Source organism: Caulobacter sp. CCNWLW153, from assembly GCF_036889365.1.
Lineage (GTDB): Bacteria > Pseudomonadota > Alphaproteobacteria > Caulobacterales > Caulobacteraceae > Caulobacter > Caulobacter radicis.
Genome location: NZ_JBAKFV010000007.1, coordinates 11,855 through 29,343 on the forward strand (window position 1 = coordinate 11,855; position 17,489 = coordinate 29,343).

The 17,489-nt window shown below is 70.2% G+C and carries 8 protein-coding genes; 5 read left to right on the forward strand and 3 right to left on the reverse strand.

Going from position 1 to position 17,489, the window contains the following annotated elements:
* Window positions 1–44 precede the first annotated feature (44 nt).
* Window positions 45–1,058, forward strand: coding sequence for a hypothetical protein (locus V6S85_RS12465; protein WP_334349060.1), 1,014 nt, complete (start codon window positions 45–47; stop codon window positions 1,056–1,058).
* Here the strand turns inward: V6S85_RS12465 and V6S85_RS12470 are convergent.
* Window positions 1,055–4,051 (reverse strand): TonB-dependent receptor, encoded by a 2,997-nt coding sequence (locus V6S85_RS12470; protein WP_334349061.1) that lies wholly within the window; start codon window positions 4,049–4,051, stop codon window positions 1,055–1,057. The genes V6S85_RS12465 and V6S85_RS12470 overlap by 4 nt on opposite strands.
* Window positions 4,052–4,266: 215 nt before the next feature.
* Between V6S85_RS12470 and V6S85_RS12475 the strand changes: the two genes are divergently transcribed.
* On the forward strand, window positions 4,267–4,803 hold the full coding sequence (locus tag V6S85_RS12475; protein ID WP_334349062.1) for an RNA polymerase sigma factor: 537 nt from the start codon (window positions 4,267–4,269) through the stop codon (window positions 4,801–4,803).
* Window positions 4,788–5,705 carry a FecR family protein gene (locus V6S85_RS12480; RefSeq protein ID WP_334349063.1) on the forward strand — a complete coding sequence of 306 codons (918 nt, stop codon included), beginning with the start codon at window positions 4,788–4,790 and terminating at the stop codon, window positions 5,703–5,705. The genes V6S85_RS12475 and V6S85_RS12480 overlap by 16 nt, the downstream gene beginning before the upstream one ends.
* On the opposite strand, the gene V6S85_RS12485 is transcribed toward V6S85_RS12480, so the two are convergent.
* Window positions 5,702–6,868: an alkaline phosphatase gene (locus V6S85_RS12485; RefSeq protein ID WP_334349064.1), complete on the reverse strand. Its 1,167-nt coding sequence runs from the start codon at window positions 6,866–6,868 to the stop codon at window positions 5,702–5,704. The two genes, V6S85_RS12480 and V6S85_RS12485, sit on opposite strands and share 4 nt — an antisense overlap.
* A gap of 305 nt (window positions 6,869–7,173) precedes the next feature.
* Between V6S85_RS12485 and V6S85_RS12490 the strand changes: the two genes are divergently transcribed.
* Together V6S85_RS12490 and V6S85_RS12495 are read left to right on the forward strand one after the other, a co-directional pair.
* The gene (locus tag V6S85_RS12490; protein WP_334349066.1) at window positions 7,174–8,874 is read left to right on the forward strand and encodes a ShlB/FhaC/HecB family hemolysin secretion/activation protein; all 1,701 of its coding nucleotides are present in this window, start codon (window positions 7,174–7,176) and stop codon (window positions 8,872–8,874) included.
* Between the two features lie 27 nt (window positions 8,875–8,901).
* The gene (locus tag V6S85_RS12495) at window positions 8,902–16,065 is read left to right on the forward strand and encodes a YDG domain-containing protein (protein ID WP_334349067.1); all 7,164 of its coding nucleotides are present in this window, start codon (window positions 8,902–8,904) and stop codon (window positions 16,063–16,065) included.
* 66 nt (window positions 16,066–16,131) lie between these two features.
* Here V6S85_RS12495 and V6S85_RS12500 read toward each other — a convergent pair whose 3' ends face one another.
* On the reverse strand, window positions 16,132–17,481 hold the full coding sequence (locus V6S85_RS12500; RefSeq protein WP_334349068.1) for a metallophosphoesterase family protein: 1,350 nt from the start codon (window positions 17,479–17,481) through the stop codon (window positions 16,132–16,134).
* Window positions 17,482–17,489: the final 8 nt, after the last annotated feature.

The following is a 17,489-nucleotide window of genomic DNA, read 5'->3' on the forward strand; positions in this document are numbered from 1 at the left end:
CGAACCGGGCCTTTCGCTTTTCCAGACCGCCCGACGAGATCCCGATGATCGGCTTGCTGACCGCCCTGCTTCTCGCCGCGCCGGGCGAGGCTTCGCCCCCGGCTTCGCGCACCACAGCTGCTCTCGAGCAACTGCGCGCCGCGGCGGGCGGCCTGACCGAGGAACACCTGCGAAACGAGACCGTGGCGGCGCTTCAGCCGCATCCTTGCGTGCGCCACCGCATGGGCCTGACGCAGGCCGGCGAGACACGGGTCCTCCAGCAGCTCCGCGCCGAGGGCCTGCTGCCCCCGCCCGTCGACGCCTCGCAGGCCGAACAGCAGCGCCGCACAGTCTTCCCGCCCCTGGGCGATGGCGAGGCCTGTCCCACCCTGCCGCAGCCGATTTCAGTCGCGCCGGGCGGCAACGCCGGCTCGCACCACGACTGGCCAGGCGGCCTGGTCGCCCACGAGGCCTTCAACCTTCGCGCCGGCATGGCGCTCGCCGACCTCTACGAGGCCGAGAGCGGCGTTCCCGTCGATCGGGACGTCCTGACCAGCGCCGTCCTGTGGCACGACTGGGCCAAGGCCCTGGTCTTCACCTGGCGCGAAGACGGAACCCTGGGTCCCGAAGGGGCGATCGCGGGCGCTGGAGCCCATCACGTTCTGGGCCTGGCCGAGGCGATGGCGCGCGGCCTGCCGCCGGCGACAATCCTGGCCCAGGCCTGCGCCCACGCCGCCCCTGTCGACGGCGACCAGCGGAAGGTCACGGGCTGGCTGCACGCGGCGGCGATCATCGCCCGCGTCGAATGGACGTATCCGGTGCGCCCGACGCGCGAATGCCTGGTCAGCAACGCCGCCGACGACAACTGGATTCACGCCGAGGCGGCCGTCCACGCCGCCGATGCGGGTCTGGCCCGCCTCGCGCCGCGCTTCGGCCATCCCGTCGCGGAGGGCGCGGCCTACCGCACCCGCCTGCGCAACCCGGCGCTGGAGCGGCTGGGCGCGGATCGGATCAAAGCGCTGCTTGACGCCGAAGGCGACGCCGGACTGGAGCGCGCGCTCCGCTCGGCCGGTTTCTAGAACGCCTGGCGCAGGCTGACGACGACCCGCCGCCCGGAATCCACCACGTCGGAAAGCGCGCTGGTGTCGCGTCCCACATGGGCCCAGTAGCTGTAGGCGCCGGTCAGGTTGGTCGCGATCACGTCCAGCCGCGTGCGCTCGTCGAACCGCCAGCGGACCCGCGCGTCCAGACGGGTGACCGGACGAACCCACTGGTTGTCCCAGTCGCCCTGAGCGCCAAGGATGTCATAGGCCGACAGATAGGCGCCCGTGTAGTTCAGGCTCAAGTAGAGCGACGCCCGGCCCCGGCTGTAGGCCAGTTCGGCGTTGCCCAGCCATTCGGGCGCGCTCAACATCGGCTGGGCGCGACCCAGGCTCGGGCCGAGATCGACGCGGGTCCACTGGCGGCTGGCGTTCATGTCCAGGCTGGCCCGACCGCCCAGCCCAAGCGGATCGCCCAGGGGCTGGTACCATTCGACCTCCAGACCCCGCGTGCGGCCGCGCCCGCCGTTGCGCGGCATGACCACGCGAACGGCGCCGTCCTCTGGCGTCGCGCCCAGATCCAGGCTCGAACCGCTCTCGAACAGGTAGTGGTCGATGAGCTTGGCGTAGGCCGACACGCCCAGCACCCCGCCGCCCGGCAGCCAGCGCTGGTGCGACAGGTCGAGGCTCCAGGCGTCGGCGCTCTTCAGGTCGGGATTGCCGCGGGTCACGGTGGTCACCCCATCGACGGTCGCCGTCCGCTCGCCGCCGGCCAGCTGCATGAAGGCGGGGCGGCTGTAGGCGCGCCAGGCCGACGCCCGCCAGACGCTGCGGTCGTCCGGTCGATAGGACAGGTTCACGCTGGGCAGCAGCTTGTCGTAGCGGCTGCGGCTGCGCCCCCAGTCCCCCGCCGTCTCGCCGCCGCTGGTGTCGGGCATCACCCAGAAGCGGTTGCGGATCAGGGCATGCTCGTGACGCAGGCCGAACTGGGCCTCCCAGGCGCCCGACGCGTAGGTCGCCATGGCGTAGAGCGCGCCCACCGTCTCACTGCCCGACTGGCTGTTGCAGTTGAGGTTGTTGACGTAGAGCGCGCCGCAGCTGTCGAAGCTTTCGGCCGTGCGGTTGGCCTGGAAATAGGCCGCGAGCCGGTCGTGATCGATCCGCGGGATCGACCAGTCGTAGAGCCCGGGGAAGACCTGGGCGTAGATCCCGTCGGCGATGCCCAGCGCCTCCCAGGTCAGCCCGGCCTTCCGGTAGATGTCGGCGAAGAAGGCGTTGGTCCAGTTGCGGTCGGTGAGGCTTCGATCGCTGCGGCTGATCTTGGCCCCCGCCCGAAAGCTGCGCCAGGAGCCGATCGATGGGGTGAAGGTCAGGCCAAGGCCGCCGCCGTACCGCGTCTGGTCGCTGAACTGCTCGGTGCGCTGGCCGGCGCGGCGGGCCAGGAGCACCCGCCCGGCGCCGTTGAGATCGTCGACCACGCTCTGGGGCCACTGCGGAACCGGCAGGCCATTCCGATAGGTCACCGTCACCCCGCCGAAAGCGCGCGGCGACTGGCCGGTGTTGTAGCCGTCGTTCTGGTTGATCCAGGCCGAGGCTTCCAAGTGGTCCGGTCGCGCGCTCTCGCCGTGGCTGGCGAAAAGGTAGGGCGACAGACGCCAGCGACCGGAGACGAGGTCGGCGGCCAGGCTCGCCGTCGATAGTGAAACGCTGTCGGGATTGGTCTCGTACCAGACGCGCGTCGACAGGTCCTGGACCGACAACCGGAAGACCCCGGTCCCGTCGTCGACCCAGGCCTGGGCGCCGCTGACCACCTGGCTGAAGGTCGAGTTCTGCTCGGTGTCGGCGCGAGCGTGGGTGGCGTTCAGCCGAACATCCAGCCCCGGCCGGACGCTCCAGTCCAGCGCCAGCGCGTAGTTCTGCAAGCGGCTGCCGCCGTTGGACACCCCGACATTGAGGCTGGTCTGGACAAGGTTGTCCTGCGGCCGGCTCGGATCGACCGGGCCGCCCGCGGCCGAGCCGGAAACACCGTAAGCCCAGCCTCGGTCGTTCTGCGCCGCCATCACCCCGGCCAGTTCGGAGTTCAGGAAGCCGCGGTCCTCGTAGGCGGCGGCGACATAGAGCCCCACCTGCCCTTCGGCGCCGAAACGGCGGCTGTGCTCGACCTGCAAATGCCCGCCCAGGCCGGAAGCGCCATAGTCGCGAGCCCGCGTCTCGACCCGCCCGCCCAGGGTGACGACCGTCCGCGGCGTCCGCGAACGGTCTCCCGGGCCCGGGGTCTGGAAGTCGAGCGCCGCGCCGATGAAGTCGCCGTCCAGGTCGGCCCGGCCCGTCTTGTGCGCCACCACCGCCTGGAAGGCGTCCGGCGGCAGCAGGTTCAGTTGCACGCCGCGCGAGTACGGCAGGCCCTGGGCCACGGAGACGCCGTTGATCATTGTGAGATTGTATTCGGCGTTCAGGCCACGATAGCCCGCGTACAGGCCCTCTCCCCGCGAGGCCGAGTCGATGCCGCCGATGAAGGATCGCCCGGTGTTGATCACTGTCATGCCCGGCAGGTCGCCGAGAGCCTCGGAGAGGTTCTGCGCCGCCCCGCGCTCCATGTCGTCCCGGGTCAGGCGACGCAGCGGGGTGGCCTCGGCCAGGTCCGCCGCCAGGCGACGCGCGACAGCATCGGCGGCCGAGCGCGCGCCGAGCACAAGGAGCGGCTCGAGCTCCGTGGCCGAGACCTGAGGCGCCAGCGCCTGGGCCATGCGGGGCGGCGGGGCCTGGGCGGCGATGACGAAGGTGCGGGCGTCGATGCGGCGCGCTTCGAAACCAGCGTCCGCCAGGGCCATGTCGAACGCGCGCCAGACCTCGATGCGCCCGACGACGGCGCGGCTGCGCCGGCCTTCCATGTCCCTGGCCGAAAACAGGACCTGCACCCTGCCCTGGCGCGCCAGTTCGCGCAGCGCCGACGACAGGGGTTGGGCAGTGACGTCGAAACTCGGGATCCGATCGCCCGCCCAGGCCGCGGTCGGCGCGATCGCGACGAACAACGCCACGCCTCCCATGGACCGAAGAAAAGCGTGACGACCGCCACCGCCCATGTGGGACGATCCGTGAATGAACCCCGCGACAGGGCGGCTTCTATGGGCGCCCTGCAATGGAATGATGACATCCGCTCATCGTATTTGGCGGCCTGTCGACAGCGCTGCGTTTCTTGAAGTAGAGGCGTGACCGAGTGCGAATGTTTGACGGCGTCGATCCACCGATGAGAGCCCCCGAGCCGGCCGCACCGACCACCGCGATCATGGTCGACCTCGTGCAGCGGTTCGACGCGCGGCTGCGCCGATACCTCGGCCGCTTTCTCGTGTCCGCCGATATCGAGGACGCGCTGCAGGACATCTACCTGCGGCTGACGCGGCTGGCGGCGGGCATTCCGCCGCCCGAGTTCAACGCCACCTACGTGTTCAAGACCGCCGACAGCGTGGCGCGCGACCTGCGCCGGCGACGGCTGGGTCGCGGCGGCGACCGGCATGTCGAGCTGCCAGAGGACCTGGCGCACGAGGGTCCCTCGCCGTTCGACGAGGTGCGCTGGCAGCAGAACGCCGACCTGCTGCGCCGCGCCATCGCCGCCCTGCCCCGCGAACAGCGCCTAGTGCTGATGATGCACCGCGTCGAGGGGCTGACCCTGGTTGAAATCGCCGCCCGCACGCGCACGCCGCTGCGGACGACCCAGCGCCTGATGTCCGACGCGCTCGCCCGCTGCCGGCACAGGCTGAAGGATTGTGGATGGTTCGAGCAGTAATCCCGTTTAACCGCCCGCGGCGCGACGACGAGGCCGACGCCTTCGTCGCCGATCGCCTGCGCGAGGAGCAGGGCCAACCCATTTCACCGCGCGCCGGGCAAGACCAGGTCGGCGAGGTCTGGGATGCGCTGGGCCAACTCGACGCCGCCGACTTCGGCCTGGACGATCGCAAGACCAACAGCAGCCTGGTGAGCCGTCGCGGCCTGATCGCCGGCGGCGCGCTCGCCGCGGGCTTCGTCGTCGGCGGCGTCCTGCTCTGGAACCGGCGCCCCGTCGCCTACGAGACCGCCGTCGGCGAACGGCGGACGATCGCCCTGCCCGACGGCTCGCGGATCACGCTGAACACCGCCACGCGCCTGGTGACGCGGTTCGAGGGTGATCGGCGGGAAGTCGTCCTCAAGGCGGGAGAAGCCCTGTTCGCCGTAGCTCACCGGGACGGGGTCCCGTTCGACGTGCTGAGCCAGGGCGGACGCATCCGCGTCACCGGCACCCGCTTCAACGTCTATCGCCAGGCCGGCTTCACCCAGGTCGATCTGCTGGAGGGCGGCGTGACGGTCGGGCCGGCCGAAGGCGGTTCCGAGGCTTCGGTGCGACTAGCCCCCGGCCAGGGCGTACGCCTGTCGCCGTCGGGCCGGCCAGGTCCGATCCTGGTCGCCCAGGCCGCGCGGATCGACGACTGGAACCATGGCCGGATCAGCTTCGTCGGCGCCTCGCTGGCCGACGCCGTCGCCGAAATGAACCGCTACAGCCAAAAGCCGCTGCACATCGCGACGCCTTCGCTGGGCCGCCTGCAAGTCGACGGCGTGTTCGAGGCCGGCGACACGGCCGCCTTCGCAAGGGCGGTCGGTCGCCTGCACAACGTGTCCGTCAGGACCGACGGGCGGAGCTGGACGCTGTCCTAGTTGGCCGCGTCCGGCTTCCAGCCCCAAGCGTCCATCATGATCTGGAACAGGTGGGTGTTGGGGAAGTAGCCGCGCACGCGCTCGGCGCCCGCGCCGGTCGCCAGGGCGACGACCTCTTCGCCGGTGTGGCTGCGGTTGACCATGACGTTCTTCAGACGGACGACGTCTTCGTCCTTCCCGGCCGCCTTCCAGGCGTCATAGCCTTCCAGCACCGGCTCGCCGCGACGACCGCCGTCCACCTGCAGGCCGAACGAGTGGTCGGCGGTGAACAGCAGCAGCGTGTCCTTGAGGTCGACCCGGCCCTCGATCTCGGCGATCAGCTTGTCCAGGTCGACGATGTTCTGCAAGCCCTTGCGAGGATCGTCGGTGTGGGCGTCCCACTCGATCACCAGCAGGTAGCCCTTGGGCGAGGATTGCAACAGGTCGAGCGCGCGCAGGGCGGCCGCGCGAACGTCGATCTGGTCGGCGACGACCACCGGTCGGCTATTGGCGGGCGACGCATCCTCGAGCCGGGCGTAGATGGGCCGGCCGTGCGCCTTGGCCAGCTGCTCGAAGCCGCTTCCTCGGGCGACCAGTTGTTCGCCGATCTTGCGGCGGCCTGCGCCGAACATCACGTCAACGCCGTCGCCGAAACGCGGCGAGAAGGCCTGCGGGAAGATCTCTCCCCACTTCTCGCGGTCGTTCGAGTGCGCGTAGGTCGCGGCCGGCGTGGCGTCGGTGATCGGTTCGGAGGTCACGACGCCGGTCCGCAGGCCCCGCTCCTCGGCATATTCCAGCAGGGTCTTGGTCGGCGCGCCGTCGACCTTGCCGCGCACCGCGGCCGGCGACTGGCTGATCACGCCGTTGCGGGTCTTCACCCCCGTCATGATCGAGGACATGCCGTTGGCCGAGTCCGAGACGAACTGGTCGACCGGGGACGTCTCGCTGAGGCCCAGGTTCGGCCATGTCTGGATATGCAGCTTCAGGGGTTCGCCATAGCCCAGCAGGCTCGCGGCGTTGACTGACGGCACCCCGCCCGCGTCGGCGAGGAAGACGATGACGTTCCTGGCCTTCTGCGGAGCCTGAGCCTTCGGAGCGGCGGGCGGGCGCGATCCGCCCTGCGCCAGGACCGGAGACGACATCGCTAGCGAGATCGAGGCGGCGGCCAGAAGGTGTTTGAACATGTGCATCCCCAAGCGAACATCGCCGTGACGGGTGCGGCTTCTAGCGGCTGCGCGCCGAGATTCGTGTGAAATGACTGTTACAGCGATCCGAGCGCCGCCCGCCGGACGCGAAGGCTGAAGCCGCGCTAGGCGTCGCCTGAACCGTTCCGCTCCAGGACGTTCAGACCGCGACGTTACCCATCCCGACGCCTCGGGCACGTTGACCAGTGTTATCTTGCAAGATTTTGCATCATAGTAATGCCTAGGTTGAGGGCGATGTCGCGCTCGCAGGCCGGAGGGTTGGGGGCTTGAAAGCTTTGTTCCGTATGCGGCGCGCCCTTGTCGGCGCGGGCGCAGCCATGTGCGTTGGCGCGCCTCTGCTGGCTGCTGTCCCCGCGTTCGCCCAGGTCGCCCTGCCCTCGCGCCAGGAACTCGACCCCGCCAACGCCGCCCCCATCGCCGCCGCGCCGCGCGGCGACCTGTTCAAGGGCGTGGAAGCCGGTCCGTGCGCGTTCCGCGACAGCCCCATCAAGGTCACGCTGAAGGCCGTGGACTTCCAGGGCGGAACCTCCGGCGCCCTGGCCGTCCCGGAGCAGGCGCTGGCCTCGACCTATGCCGAGTTCCTGGGTCGTGAAGCGCCGATCAGCGCGGTCTGCGACATCCGCGACCGGGTCGCGGCGCTGTATCTGCGGCGCGGCGTGCTGGCCAACGTGGTCATTCCCGAACAGCGCATCGCCGACGGCCGCCTGACCCTGACGGTGGTCGAGGCCCGCATCGGTTCCGTCAACTATCACGGCGACGCCGGCCCGGCCCAGAAGCAGGTCGTGCGGTTCCTCAACCAGCTGCGCGGCATGGCGCCGTTCGACCTCGACGTCGCCCAGCGCTACCTGCTGCTGGCCTCCGACGTGCCGGGCGTGCGCATCCAGTCGGCGCTCAAGCCCTCGCCGCTCGGCCAGGGGGCGCTGGACCTCGAGATCGCCATATCCCGCGACGCCGTCGACGGCTCGGTGGTCGCCCAGAACTACGGCTCCAAGACCGTCGGCCGCGACTTGACCCTGGCGCGCCTGGACCTCAACGGCTTCACGCCGCTCGGCGAGCGCACCTCGATCCTCGGCTACGGCACGCTGTCCAGCGACGAGCAACGGGTCATCCAGGTGGCCGAGCGGTTCTATATCGGCGCCGACGGCCTGACCGCCGACCTGTCGGGCGCCTGGGGCTGGACCAAGCCGGGCGATGTTCTCAAGCCGCTGGACCTGGAAGGCGACTCCTTCGCCGGCAGCGTGCGCCTGACCTATCCGCTGGTGCGCCATCGCAACCGCAACCTCAACATCGGCGTCGGCCTCGACTGGATCGACCAGAAGGTCGAGTTCGGCGGCGGCCTGGCCACGCTGACCGAGGATCACCTGCGGGTGTTCTTCCTGCGGCTGGACGGCCACTACGCGCCGGCCAGCCTGGCGTCGCATTCGGTCGCCCTGACCGGCGTGTTCGAGATGCGCCAAGGCAGCAACGGCCTGGGCGCCAGTCGCTATGGCGACCTCTCGGCCTCCCGCTTCCTGGGCAAGCCCAAGGCCACCGTTCTGCGGACCGAGGGCGAGATCGGCGGCCGCCTGGCCGGGCCGGTGATCGGCAAGCTAAACGTCGTCTGGCAGCACACCGACGACCCGCTGCTGTCCTACGAGGAATACGGCGTCGGCAACCTGACGATCGGGCGCGGATACGACCCGTCGTCCGCGTCGGGCGATCGCGCCCTGGCGGCCTCGCTGGAGTTCAGCACCGTTCCCCTGCCCTTCAACGGCGGCCGGGCCGCCTGGCGTCCCTACGCCTTCTACGATCTCGCAGAACTGACCAACCTGGGCGTCGGCGCCGGCAAGCTGGACCTGACCTCGGCCGGGGTCGGCGTGCGCGCGCAGCTGACCTCCCGGGTGGCGCTCGACCTGACCTGGGCCAAGCCGTTCGACAGCCCGTTCGGCGTCGGCGACGCACCGTCCTCGCGCGTGCTCGTCTCGCTGTCCGCCGCCCTGTTCTAGTTCGCTGAAGTCTCCGGAGCGCTCTCCATGACCCAGTCCCCTATCCTTTCCCGCACCGGTTCGCGTTCGCCGCGCCGGACCAGCCTGCTGGCCGCTTCGGCCCTGTGCGGCGTGGCCGCCATGCTGGCCCAGCCGGCTCTGGCGGGAACCCTTCCGGGCATCCCGGGGGCCGGCAACATCACTGTCTCCTCCGGCGGCTCGCAACCGCTGATAACCTTTCCCGACGCGATCACCCTGCAGATCGACCTGAACGCGCCGCGGACGGTGATCAACTGGTCCAGCCTGCACCTCAGCAGCGGCGACGCGATGAACTTCCTGTTCGACTCCGCCAGCGACATCGTGCTGAACAAGACCACCAGCCAGATCGCCATCGACAACGGCGCCGTGGTCACCGGCAAGGTCGGCGCGGCCACCGGCGGCAACATCTGGTTCTATTCGCCCCAGGGCGTGATCGTCTCGCCGGGCGCGACCATGACCGCCGGGGGCTTCGTGTTCGCCGGCGGCACCGGCTTGATCGACGCCAACTTCGTCAGCGCCGCCGATCCGACGGCCGTGCTGCGGGCGGCGTCGAACGCCATGATCCGGATGACCACGGTGAGCTCGGCGACCAGCGCCTCGATCGACGCGGCGGGCAACGTTCAGCTCAGCGCGTCCAGCGGCGCTCTCAGCGCCCAGACGGTGTACGGCGCGACGGCGCAGATGAGCACCACCAGCGGCTCGATCACCGCCTCCGAGGTCACCGCCACCAGCGGCGCGGCCTCGGTCACGGCCGGCGGCCCTGGCGCGACCGTGACGCAGATCAGCGGAGCCACCGGCGTCACGGTCTCCTCGAGCGTCAACAGTTCGGTGGGCTCGGCCACCACGACCACCTCAGGCGACATCCTGATCACCAGCAACGGCTCGGCGTCGCTGACCCTGGGCAATTCGGCGCGCGACCTCACGCTGAGCGCGCCGCAGGTGTTCATGAGCACCGTCGACGCGGTGCGCAGCGTCTACGTCACCGGCACGACCCAGGCCTATGTGACCAACCGGATCTTCGCCGGCGACGACGTCGAGATCACCGCCGACGGCAATGTCACGGCAGGCGGGGCCTATATCAGGACCTTGGGCACGGGGACCGACGACAGCCACATCCTGATCCGCTCGACCAGCGGCTCGGCTTCGGGCGGCACGCTGCTGACGCAGGGGACCGGTTCCAAGGCCGGCGACATCACCGTCAGCGGCGCCACGTCGGCGACCCTGACCACCGGCGTTTCCAGCCGCGACCTGACGATGAGCGGCGAGAGCGTCAGCGTCATCAACGCGACCGCCGCGCGCGACATCTCTCTGACAGCCTCCAACGGCTCGGCCACGATCACCACCTCGGCCACGGCCGGCGACGATGTGGAAGTCGTCGCCACCGGCGGCGACCTCCTGGCCAGCGGCGCGACCCTGAAGTCGACCGGCGTGGGCGCCACCGACGACGGCCATGTCACGGCTCGCTCCACGACCGGCGCGGTCAATGTCGGCTCGGCCATCACCGAAGGCAGCGGCGTAGCGGCGGGCGACGTCTGGATCTCGGGGAACACCGGCTCGACCCTGGGGTCGGCTTCCTCGACCAGGCACCTGATCTGGACCGGCGGCGACAGCCTGGCCCTGACCGGAAACTACAGCGCCGCTGGGCAAGTCACCCTGGTGTCGAGCGGCGGCGCGCTGAGCCAGACGGCCGGCGTGGTCACCGCCAACTCTCTCTCCGCGTCGGGCGCCACCGGCGTGGACCTGAGCGGCGCGAACCAGATCGACCGGGCGATCAGCGTGCAGGCCACGGCCAACGACGTGGTGCTGAACAACGCCAAGGCGCTGGTGATCACCGGCAATGTCGGCGGGCGCGACGTCATCGTCACCACGACGGCCGGCGACCTGACGGCGAACTCGGCGACCCAGATCGTCGCGACGCGCAACCTGGCCCTGACCGGCGCGACGGGCGTCTCCGCCAACACCGGGATCGGCGGCCTGTTCTCGGGCGCGACCAGCCTCACGGTGACCGCCACCACGGGCGACGCCTCGGTGGCCACGGCCTCGTCCAACGGCACGATCCTGGTGCAGGCCCTGGACGGCTCGGCGGCCCTGCGCAAGGCCACGATCACGGGCACGGGCTCCCTGTCGGTCGTCGCCACGGGCGCGGCCACACTCGGCGCCGACAGCCTGGCGGGGATCGGATCGGGCAACACCGTCAGCCGCACGGGCGGCGCCGGCGCCACAGACGTCACCTCCACCGGCGGCGACGCCCGTGTCTTCCTCAACAGCCTGAACACCGGCCTGACCTCGGTCACCGCCGACAACGCCGCCGGCACGGCCTCGATCGGCGTCGACGGCGGCTTCGACGTCGGCACGGTCAGCGGCTACAGCGTCTGGCTCGATGCGTCGAACGGCACGGTCAACGCCACCAACGTCACGGTGAACGGGGGCGACTACACCGCCAAGGCCCGGGACTGGGGCGGCGCGGCGCTGAACCCCGGCGGCGCGATCCGCAACCTGTCGATCACCGACACCGACGGCGGCCTGGTGCTGAGCAACGCCCTGGCCGCGACGGGCGACCTGACGCTGGAATCCTTCGACGTACTGACCAGCGCCTACGACCTGACCGCCGACGGCGACGTCAAGGTCACGGCGGCAGGCGACATCGACCTGCTGTCAGCCACGGCCGGCGACGACATCACCGTCAACTCCACCGGCGGCCAGGCCATACTGCGCAAAGCCGACCTGACCGGCGTAGGCGCGGGCCGCGACCTCAGCGTCGCGGCCGCCAACAACGCCGTGCTGGGCGATCCCGACTACACCGCGATCACCGCCAGCAACGTGTTCGCTCGCTCTGGCGGAGGCACGGGCACGGCCGAGGTCAAGTCGGCCGGCGGCTCGGCCATGGTCCACCTCGACAGCAGCGCTGCGCTCGACACCGTCAGGGGCGCAGACGTCGACATCACGATCGTCAGCGGTCCGGGAACCTTCGGCACGATCACGGCCACGGCCGGCGACGTCTATGCCGAGGTGCTGGACGGTGCGATGACCGTCGGAACCGTCACGGCCAACAATGGTGACGTCAGCCTGTACGACGCCGGCGGCGGTCTGACGATCACCGGTTCCATACATGGCGCGGGCCTGGTTCACGTCGAGACCAATGGCCTGCTGGACGGCAGCCTGGCCAGCCTGATCTCCAGCGACGGGAATCTGGAACTCATCGGCGGCGGCGTCAACCTTGGCCATGTCACGGCCGGCGGGATGATCGAGGCGTCGGCCATCGACACCGACGTGACGGTGCAACTGGCCGAGGCCGGCCAGACCGTCGTGGTGGCTTCGCTCTATGGGAATGCGACCCTGCGCGGCGCCTCCGCGCCGGACGGCGTGGCCGTGCTCGCCGCCAACACCGCGACCTTCGGCGCCGACGACAAGGCTTCGATCACCGCGGCCAACTACGTCGACACCAACGCCGCCAGCGGCGGCCTGGGCGGATTGCAGGTGATGTCCTTCAACGGCGACGCCGTGGTGAACATCGACTCGGCTACCAACGGCGTCGCCCTGGTCGGCGCGTCGATCGGCGGCAGCGCGACCGTCGTGCAGAAGACCGGCGACCTGAAGATCGACGAGATCGCCGCCTACAACATCACGATCGAGGCCATGGGCGGTTCGCTGGAGACCGGCGCGACGGTCACCAGCGGCGGCGACTACACGATCACCGCCCAGGATTTCCTCGGCGACGCCCTGACCCCCACCCTGTTCAATGGCGTGATCCGCGACGTCACGATCACCGACACGCTCGGCGACCTCGACCTGGGCGCCGCGGCCATCCACGCCGATCGCAAGCTGACCATCACCGCCCAGAACGGGGCGGTGTTGGGCCTGGCCCAGCTCAGCGCCGGCGCGGGCCTGGGCGACGGCGACATCGGCGTGACCGGCCAAGCCATCGCTCTCGACACGGTCGCCGGCGACGGCTCGGTGACCCTGGACGCCGGGACAGGCCTCGTGAACGTGGCGACCAGCATCACGGTCGGCGGCGACTACATTCTCACCGGCGGCGACTTCTCGGCCGCGGCCCTGACGCCGCTGGGCGCCAAGGCCGGCGCCTGGACGATCGACGACAAGGTCGGCGATTTCGACTTCACCGGCACGCCCCTGCTCTACGGCGGCGGCATCACCATAACGGCCGTGGGCGGCGCCTTCGGCGGCGACATCACCAGCGCCAGCGGCGACATTCGCGTCACCGCCACGAGCGGCCAGTTGGGCGCCCTGAGCGCCGCTGCCGGACAGGTCAGGGCGAACGCCAGCGCCGGCGGCATGGGGCTCGCCTCGGCCACGGCCGCGGACCTGATCGAGGTCACCGCCACGACCGGCGCCGCCAGGCTGGGATCGGGAGTTCTGACGGGGACCGGAAGCAACAGCCTGCGGGTTCGATCCTCCGGCGGCGACGCTACCCTTGGCGCGGCGACGCCGGGCGCGATCACCGCCGCCAATATCGTCACCTCGGCGGGCGCCAGCACCGTCGTCGAGGCTTCCAGCACGACCGGCGGCGTCGACGTGTATCTCGACCGCACCAACACCACGCTCACGACCCTTTCGGCGCAGGACGCGATCAAGGTGGCCGTCGTCAACGGCCCTCTGACGATCGGCCAGCTGACGGCCGGCGCCACATCCGAGGTCAAGGGCGGCGGCGAGACCCGGCTGGTCTCTGCCGATGTCGATGGCGACCTTTCGGTGAGCTCGACCGCCGGGGCCTTGCGCTTCGGCGACGCCACGCCCGGGCGGGTGATCGAGGTCAGCGGCGCGCTCTCCCTGAACGCCGCCGCCGACATCACCCAGCAAGCCGTGCTGCGAAGCAATTCGCTGGGCGTCGTCTCGGGAACCGGCGTCGTGCTGCTGGGCGCCAACCAGGTGGTCCATCTGGACACGGTCAGCGTCGCCGCCGGCGGCTTCGCGTTCAACGCCACGAACGCCTTCGACCTGCGCGGTCCCGTCACCGCCGCCGGTCAGACGGTGGACCTCCGCTCAGGCGGGGCCATCACCCAGAACGCGGGCGGCGCCATCACCGCCCAGCGGCTGACGGGCTCGTCGGTCGGCGGGGCCGACTTCGGCGCGGCCAACCAGGTGGTCCAGCTCGGCGACTTCACCAACACCGGCGGCCTTTTCCGGCTGATCGACAACCGTTCCCTGACCATCGACGGAACGGTCCATAGCACCGGCGGCGTCTCGCTGGCCTCGCACGGCGGCCTGGCTTTCACGGCCAACGGCAGGGTCGTGGCCGACGGCGCGGGCGACGCGGTGATCCTCGCCTCCGACGGCGTGTTCACCAACGGGCGCGGCGCCGACGCGGTGACCGCGACCAACGCCGCCGGCCGTTGGCTGATCTATACCCAGGCTTTCGGCGACCCGGCGGGATCCACGGCCGGCAACAGCTTCAACGGCCTGGCCGGCAAGTCCTTCTACGGCTCGGCCTACGACTTCGGGGCCGAGACCTTCGCGCTGACGCCCAACGCCGGCAATCGCTTCGTCTACGCCTACCAGCCGATCCTGGCGGTGACACCCGTCAGCCAGGTGGTGACCTACAACGGGGCCATCCCGTCGGTCTCGGCCGTGGTCACCGGCCTGGTGAACGGCGACGCGGCCGCCGACGCCTGGTCGGGTACGCCTGTCGTCTCGGGCGCGACCAGCAAGAACGCGGGGACCTATGTCCTGACCGCCAGCGGCAGCCTGACCTCGGACCTGAACTACCGCTTCAGCTACGGCGTGGGCTCCCTGCGGATCGATCCCAAGGCCATCGGCGGCCTGCTGACCGCCGACGACAAGACCTATGACCGCAGCACCACCGCCACCGGTGCGATCACCTTGAGCGGCGTGATGATGGGCGACGACGTCTCCGCCGCCGGAACCTACGCCTTCGCCGACTGGAACGCCGGCGCGGGCAAGGCGGTCACGGCTTCGGGCGTCGTCCTGTCGGGGACCGACGCCGGCAACTACGTGCTGTCGCCGCTCGCCTCGGCCCAGGCCGACATCTTCAGGAAGGTTCTGACCGGCGCCCTGTTCGCCGACGACAAGACCTATGACGGCTCGACGGGCGCCACCGGTTCGGTCGACCTGACCGGCGTGATTTCGGGCGACACCGTTTCGGCCGGCGGGACCTACGCCTTCACCGACAGGAACGCCGCCGACGGCAAGACGGTGACGGCTTCAGGCGTGATCCTGTCCGGCGCCGACGCCGGCAACTACAGTCTCGCCGGGGTGTCCTCCGACGTCGCCGACATCTTCAAGAAGGCCCTCACCGGCGCCCTGTTCGCCGACGACAAGACCTATGACGGCACGACCACCGCCACAGGGTCGGTCGGCCTGAGCGGCGTGATCTCGGGCGACGTCGTCTCGGCCGGCGGGACCTACGCCTTCGCCGACAAGAACGCCGCCGCAGGCAAGACGGTGACGGCTTCGGGCGTGACCCTGTCGGGCGCCGATGCGGGCAACTACAGCCTCGCAGGAGTTTCCTCCGATGTCGCCGACATCCTGAGGAGGGCCCTGACCGGCGCCCTGATCGCCAACGACAAGACCTATGACGGGACGACCACCGCCACGGGTTCGATCGTCCTGACCGGCGTGCTCGCCGGTGAAACGGTCTCGGCCTCGGGAACCTATGCCTTCGGCGACAGGAACGCCGGCGTGGGCAGGACCGTGACCGTGTCAGGCGCAGCCCTGGCCGGCGCCGACGCCGCCAACTACGACCTCGGCGCGGTGAGCAGCGATCTGGCCGACATCCTGCGCCGGCAGGTGACGGTGTCGGCCGACAACCTGTCCAAGCCCTTCGGCCAGGGCGACCCTGTTCTTAGCTATCGCATCACCTCGGGCTCGCTGGCGACCGGCGACGCTTTCAGCGGCCTGCTCGGACGAGGCGCGGGCGAAGCACCAGGCGACTATGTCGTTTCGCGTGGAAGCCTCGGCCTGTCGTCGAACTACGACCTGACCTTCACCGGCGCGGTCTTCACGATCCAGCGGTTCCCGGCGAACGAGCAGGAGGGCTCCATCCTGCTCAAGCATGTGACCCAGTCCCCCGACTTCACCCTCGATTGGGACCCGGAACCGAACCTCCAGACCGAGGGCCCTGCCTGCCAGGGCGAAGGCTGCCCGCGACAAGCCGCCACGGCCGACGGCGGCAAGATCGTCGCGGCCCTGCCGTAGAAACGCGACAAGGCGGGCGCCGCAGTACGGCGCCCGCCTTGCCTCGAGGCGTCCAGTCGATGCGACCTATCGGGCGGCCGTGCCGAGCGTCTCCACCCGCGTGCCCCCCTTGGCGTTCTTGGTCAGGCGGAAGGCGTCCAATTGGCGGCCCGTCGCGGTGAAGGCGCGATAGGTCACCGCCTCGGACGACACGTCCAGGGTCTGGAAGGTCTGGGTGCGCGAGGCCGAATGGGTAGCCCAACTGAGCGGAGCGACCGGGTACATCTTGGGCCCGGCCACCGAGACGACATAGGTCGACCCCTTGTCGGACGGGTGGCCCGGCCCGGCGTTGGTCATGGCCCCGGCGCCGATGGCGCCGCGCGCATAGCCGTGGTCGTGGGCCTGAAGGACCAGGTCGACACCGTATTTGTCGATCAGCGGCTTGAGCGCGTCGCGCACCCGGGCGTTGTCGCGATCGGGATCAATCGAGAACAGCGGGAAGTGCAGGAACAGCGCCGTCCAGCGGTTGGGATTGTTGGCCAACAGGCCGTCCAGCCAGCGCACCATCTCCCCCCGCATCGCCTCGTCGCCGTGGAACAGCGGCGCATCGACCGAGATCAGGCGAAGACCCTGGTAGTCGACGGTCCAGGCCGTCTCCTTCAGCTTCTCGACGCCCGCAGGCCCGGTTTCCGGCAGGGTATACTGGCGTCGCCACTGCGGGTTCAGCACCGGGCCGCGACCGTACTCGTGGTTGCCCGGCGTCGGCATCTGCGGCGTCTGGGCGTAGAGGAAGCCGCCGGCCGCGAACCATTCGCCCCACTCGTTGTCGCTGTCATGGCGATTGATCAGGTCACCGGCGTGGATGACGAAGGCCGCGTCTCCGGCCTTGCGGAACGCCATCCTCATTGTGCGCGAGGCCTCGCTGAGGATGTTGTTCTGCATGTCCCCCATGTAGAGGAACGTGAAAGGCTTGGCGGTCGTGGCGGCCGTGCGGAATTGAAACCATTCGGACCACCGCTCGCCGTCGCCGACGCGATAGGCGTAGACCGTCTCGGGCTTCAGCCCCTTGAGCACCACCGAGTGATAGGCCGCCTTGAAGGCCGGATCCTCGCGCACCGCGATGGTCGCATCGTCGGTGAGGGCCGGAACGCGCACGGCCTTCTGGATGAAGTCGGGGCCGTCCTCGGCCTGCGCGTACTCGACATGGCCGGCCAGGCCTGGCGCGGTGCGCCAGGTCACGGCCATCTCGTGCGCGGTGTCGGCGGTGAGGTTCAGGACGATCCGTTCGGGCTGGACCGTCGCCGGAACCGCCGGCAGATCCGAAGACTGCACCGGCGCGGGCTCGGGACGCAGCGGGCGCTCGACCTTCTGGGCATGAGCCTGGCCGCCCAGGGCCGCGAGCGCGGCCCCGAGCATCAGGGTTTGGATGGTTTTCATACTCGCCC

Coding starts and splice junctions, on each gene's coding strand:
- V6S85_RS12465 (WP_334349060.1), top strand. CDS start 45: ATGATCGGCTTGCTGACCGCCCTGCTTCTCGCCGCGCCGGGCGAGGCT.
- V6S85_RS12475 (WP_334349062.1), top strand. CDS start 4,267: ATGAGAGCCCCCGAGCCGGCCGCACCGACCACCGCGATCATGGTCGAC.
- V6S85_RS12480 (WP_334349063.1), top strand. CDS start 4,788: ATGGTTCGAGCAGTAATCCCGTTTAACCGCCCGCGGCGCGACGACGAG.
- V6S85_RS12485 (WP_334349064.1), bottom strand. CDS start 6,868: ATGTTCAAACACCTTCTGGCCGCCGCCTCGATCTCGCTAGCGATGTCG.
- V6S85_RS12490 (WP_334349066.1), top strand. CDS start 7,174: ATGCGGCGCGCCCTTGTCGGCGCGGGCGCAGCCATGTGCGTTGGCGCG.
- V6S85_RS12495 (WP_334349067.1), top strand. CDS start 8,902: ATGACCCAGTCCCCTATCCTTTCCCGCACCGGTTCGCGTTCGCCGCGC.
- V6S85_RS12500 (WP_334349068.1), bottom strand. CDS start 17,481: ATGAAAACCATCCAAACCCTGATGCTCGGGGCCGCGCTCGCGGCCCTG.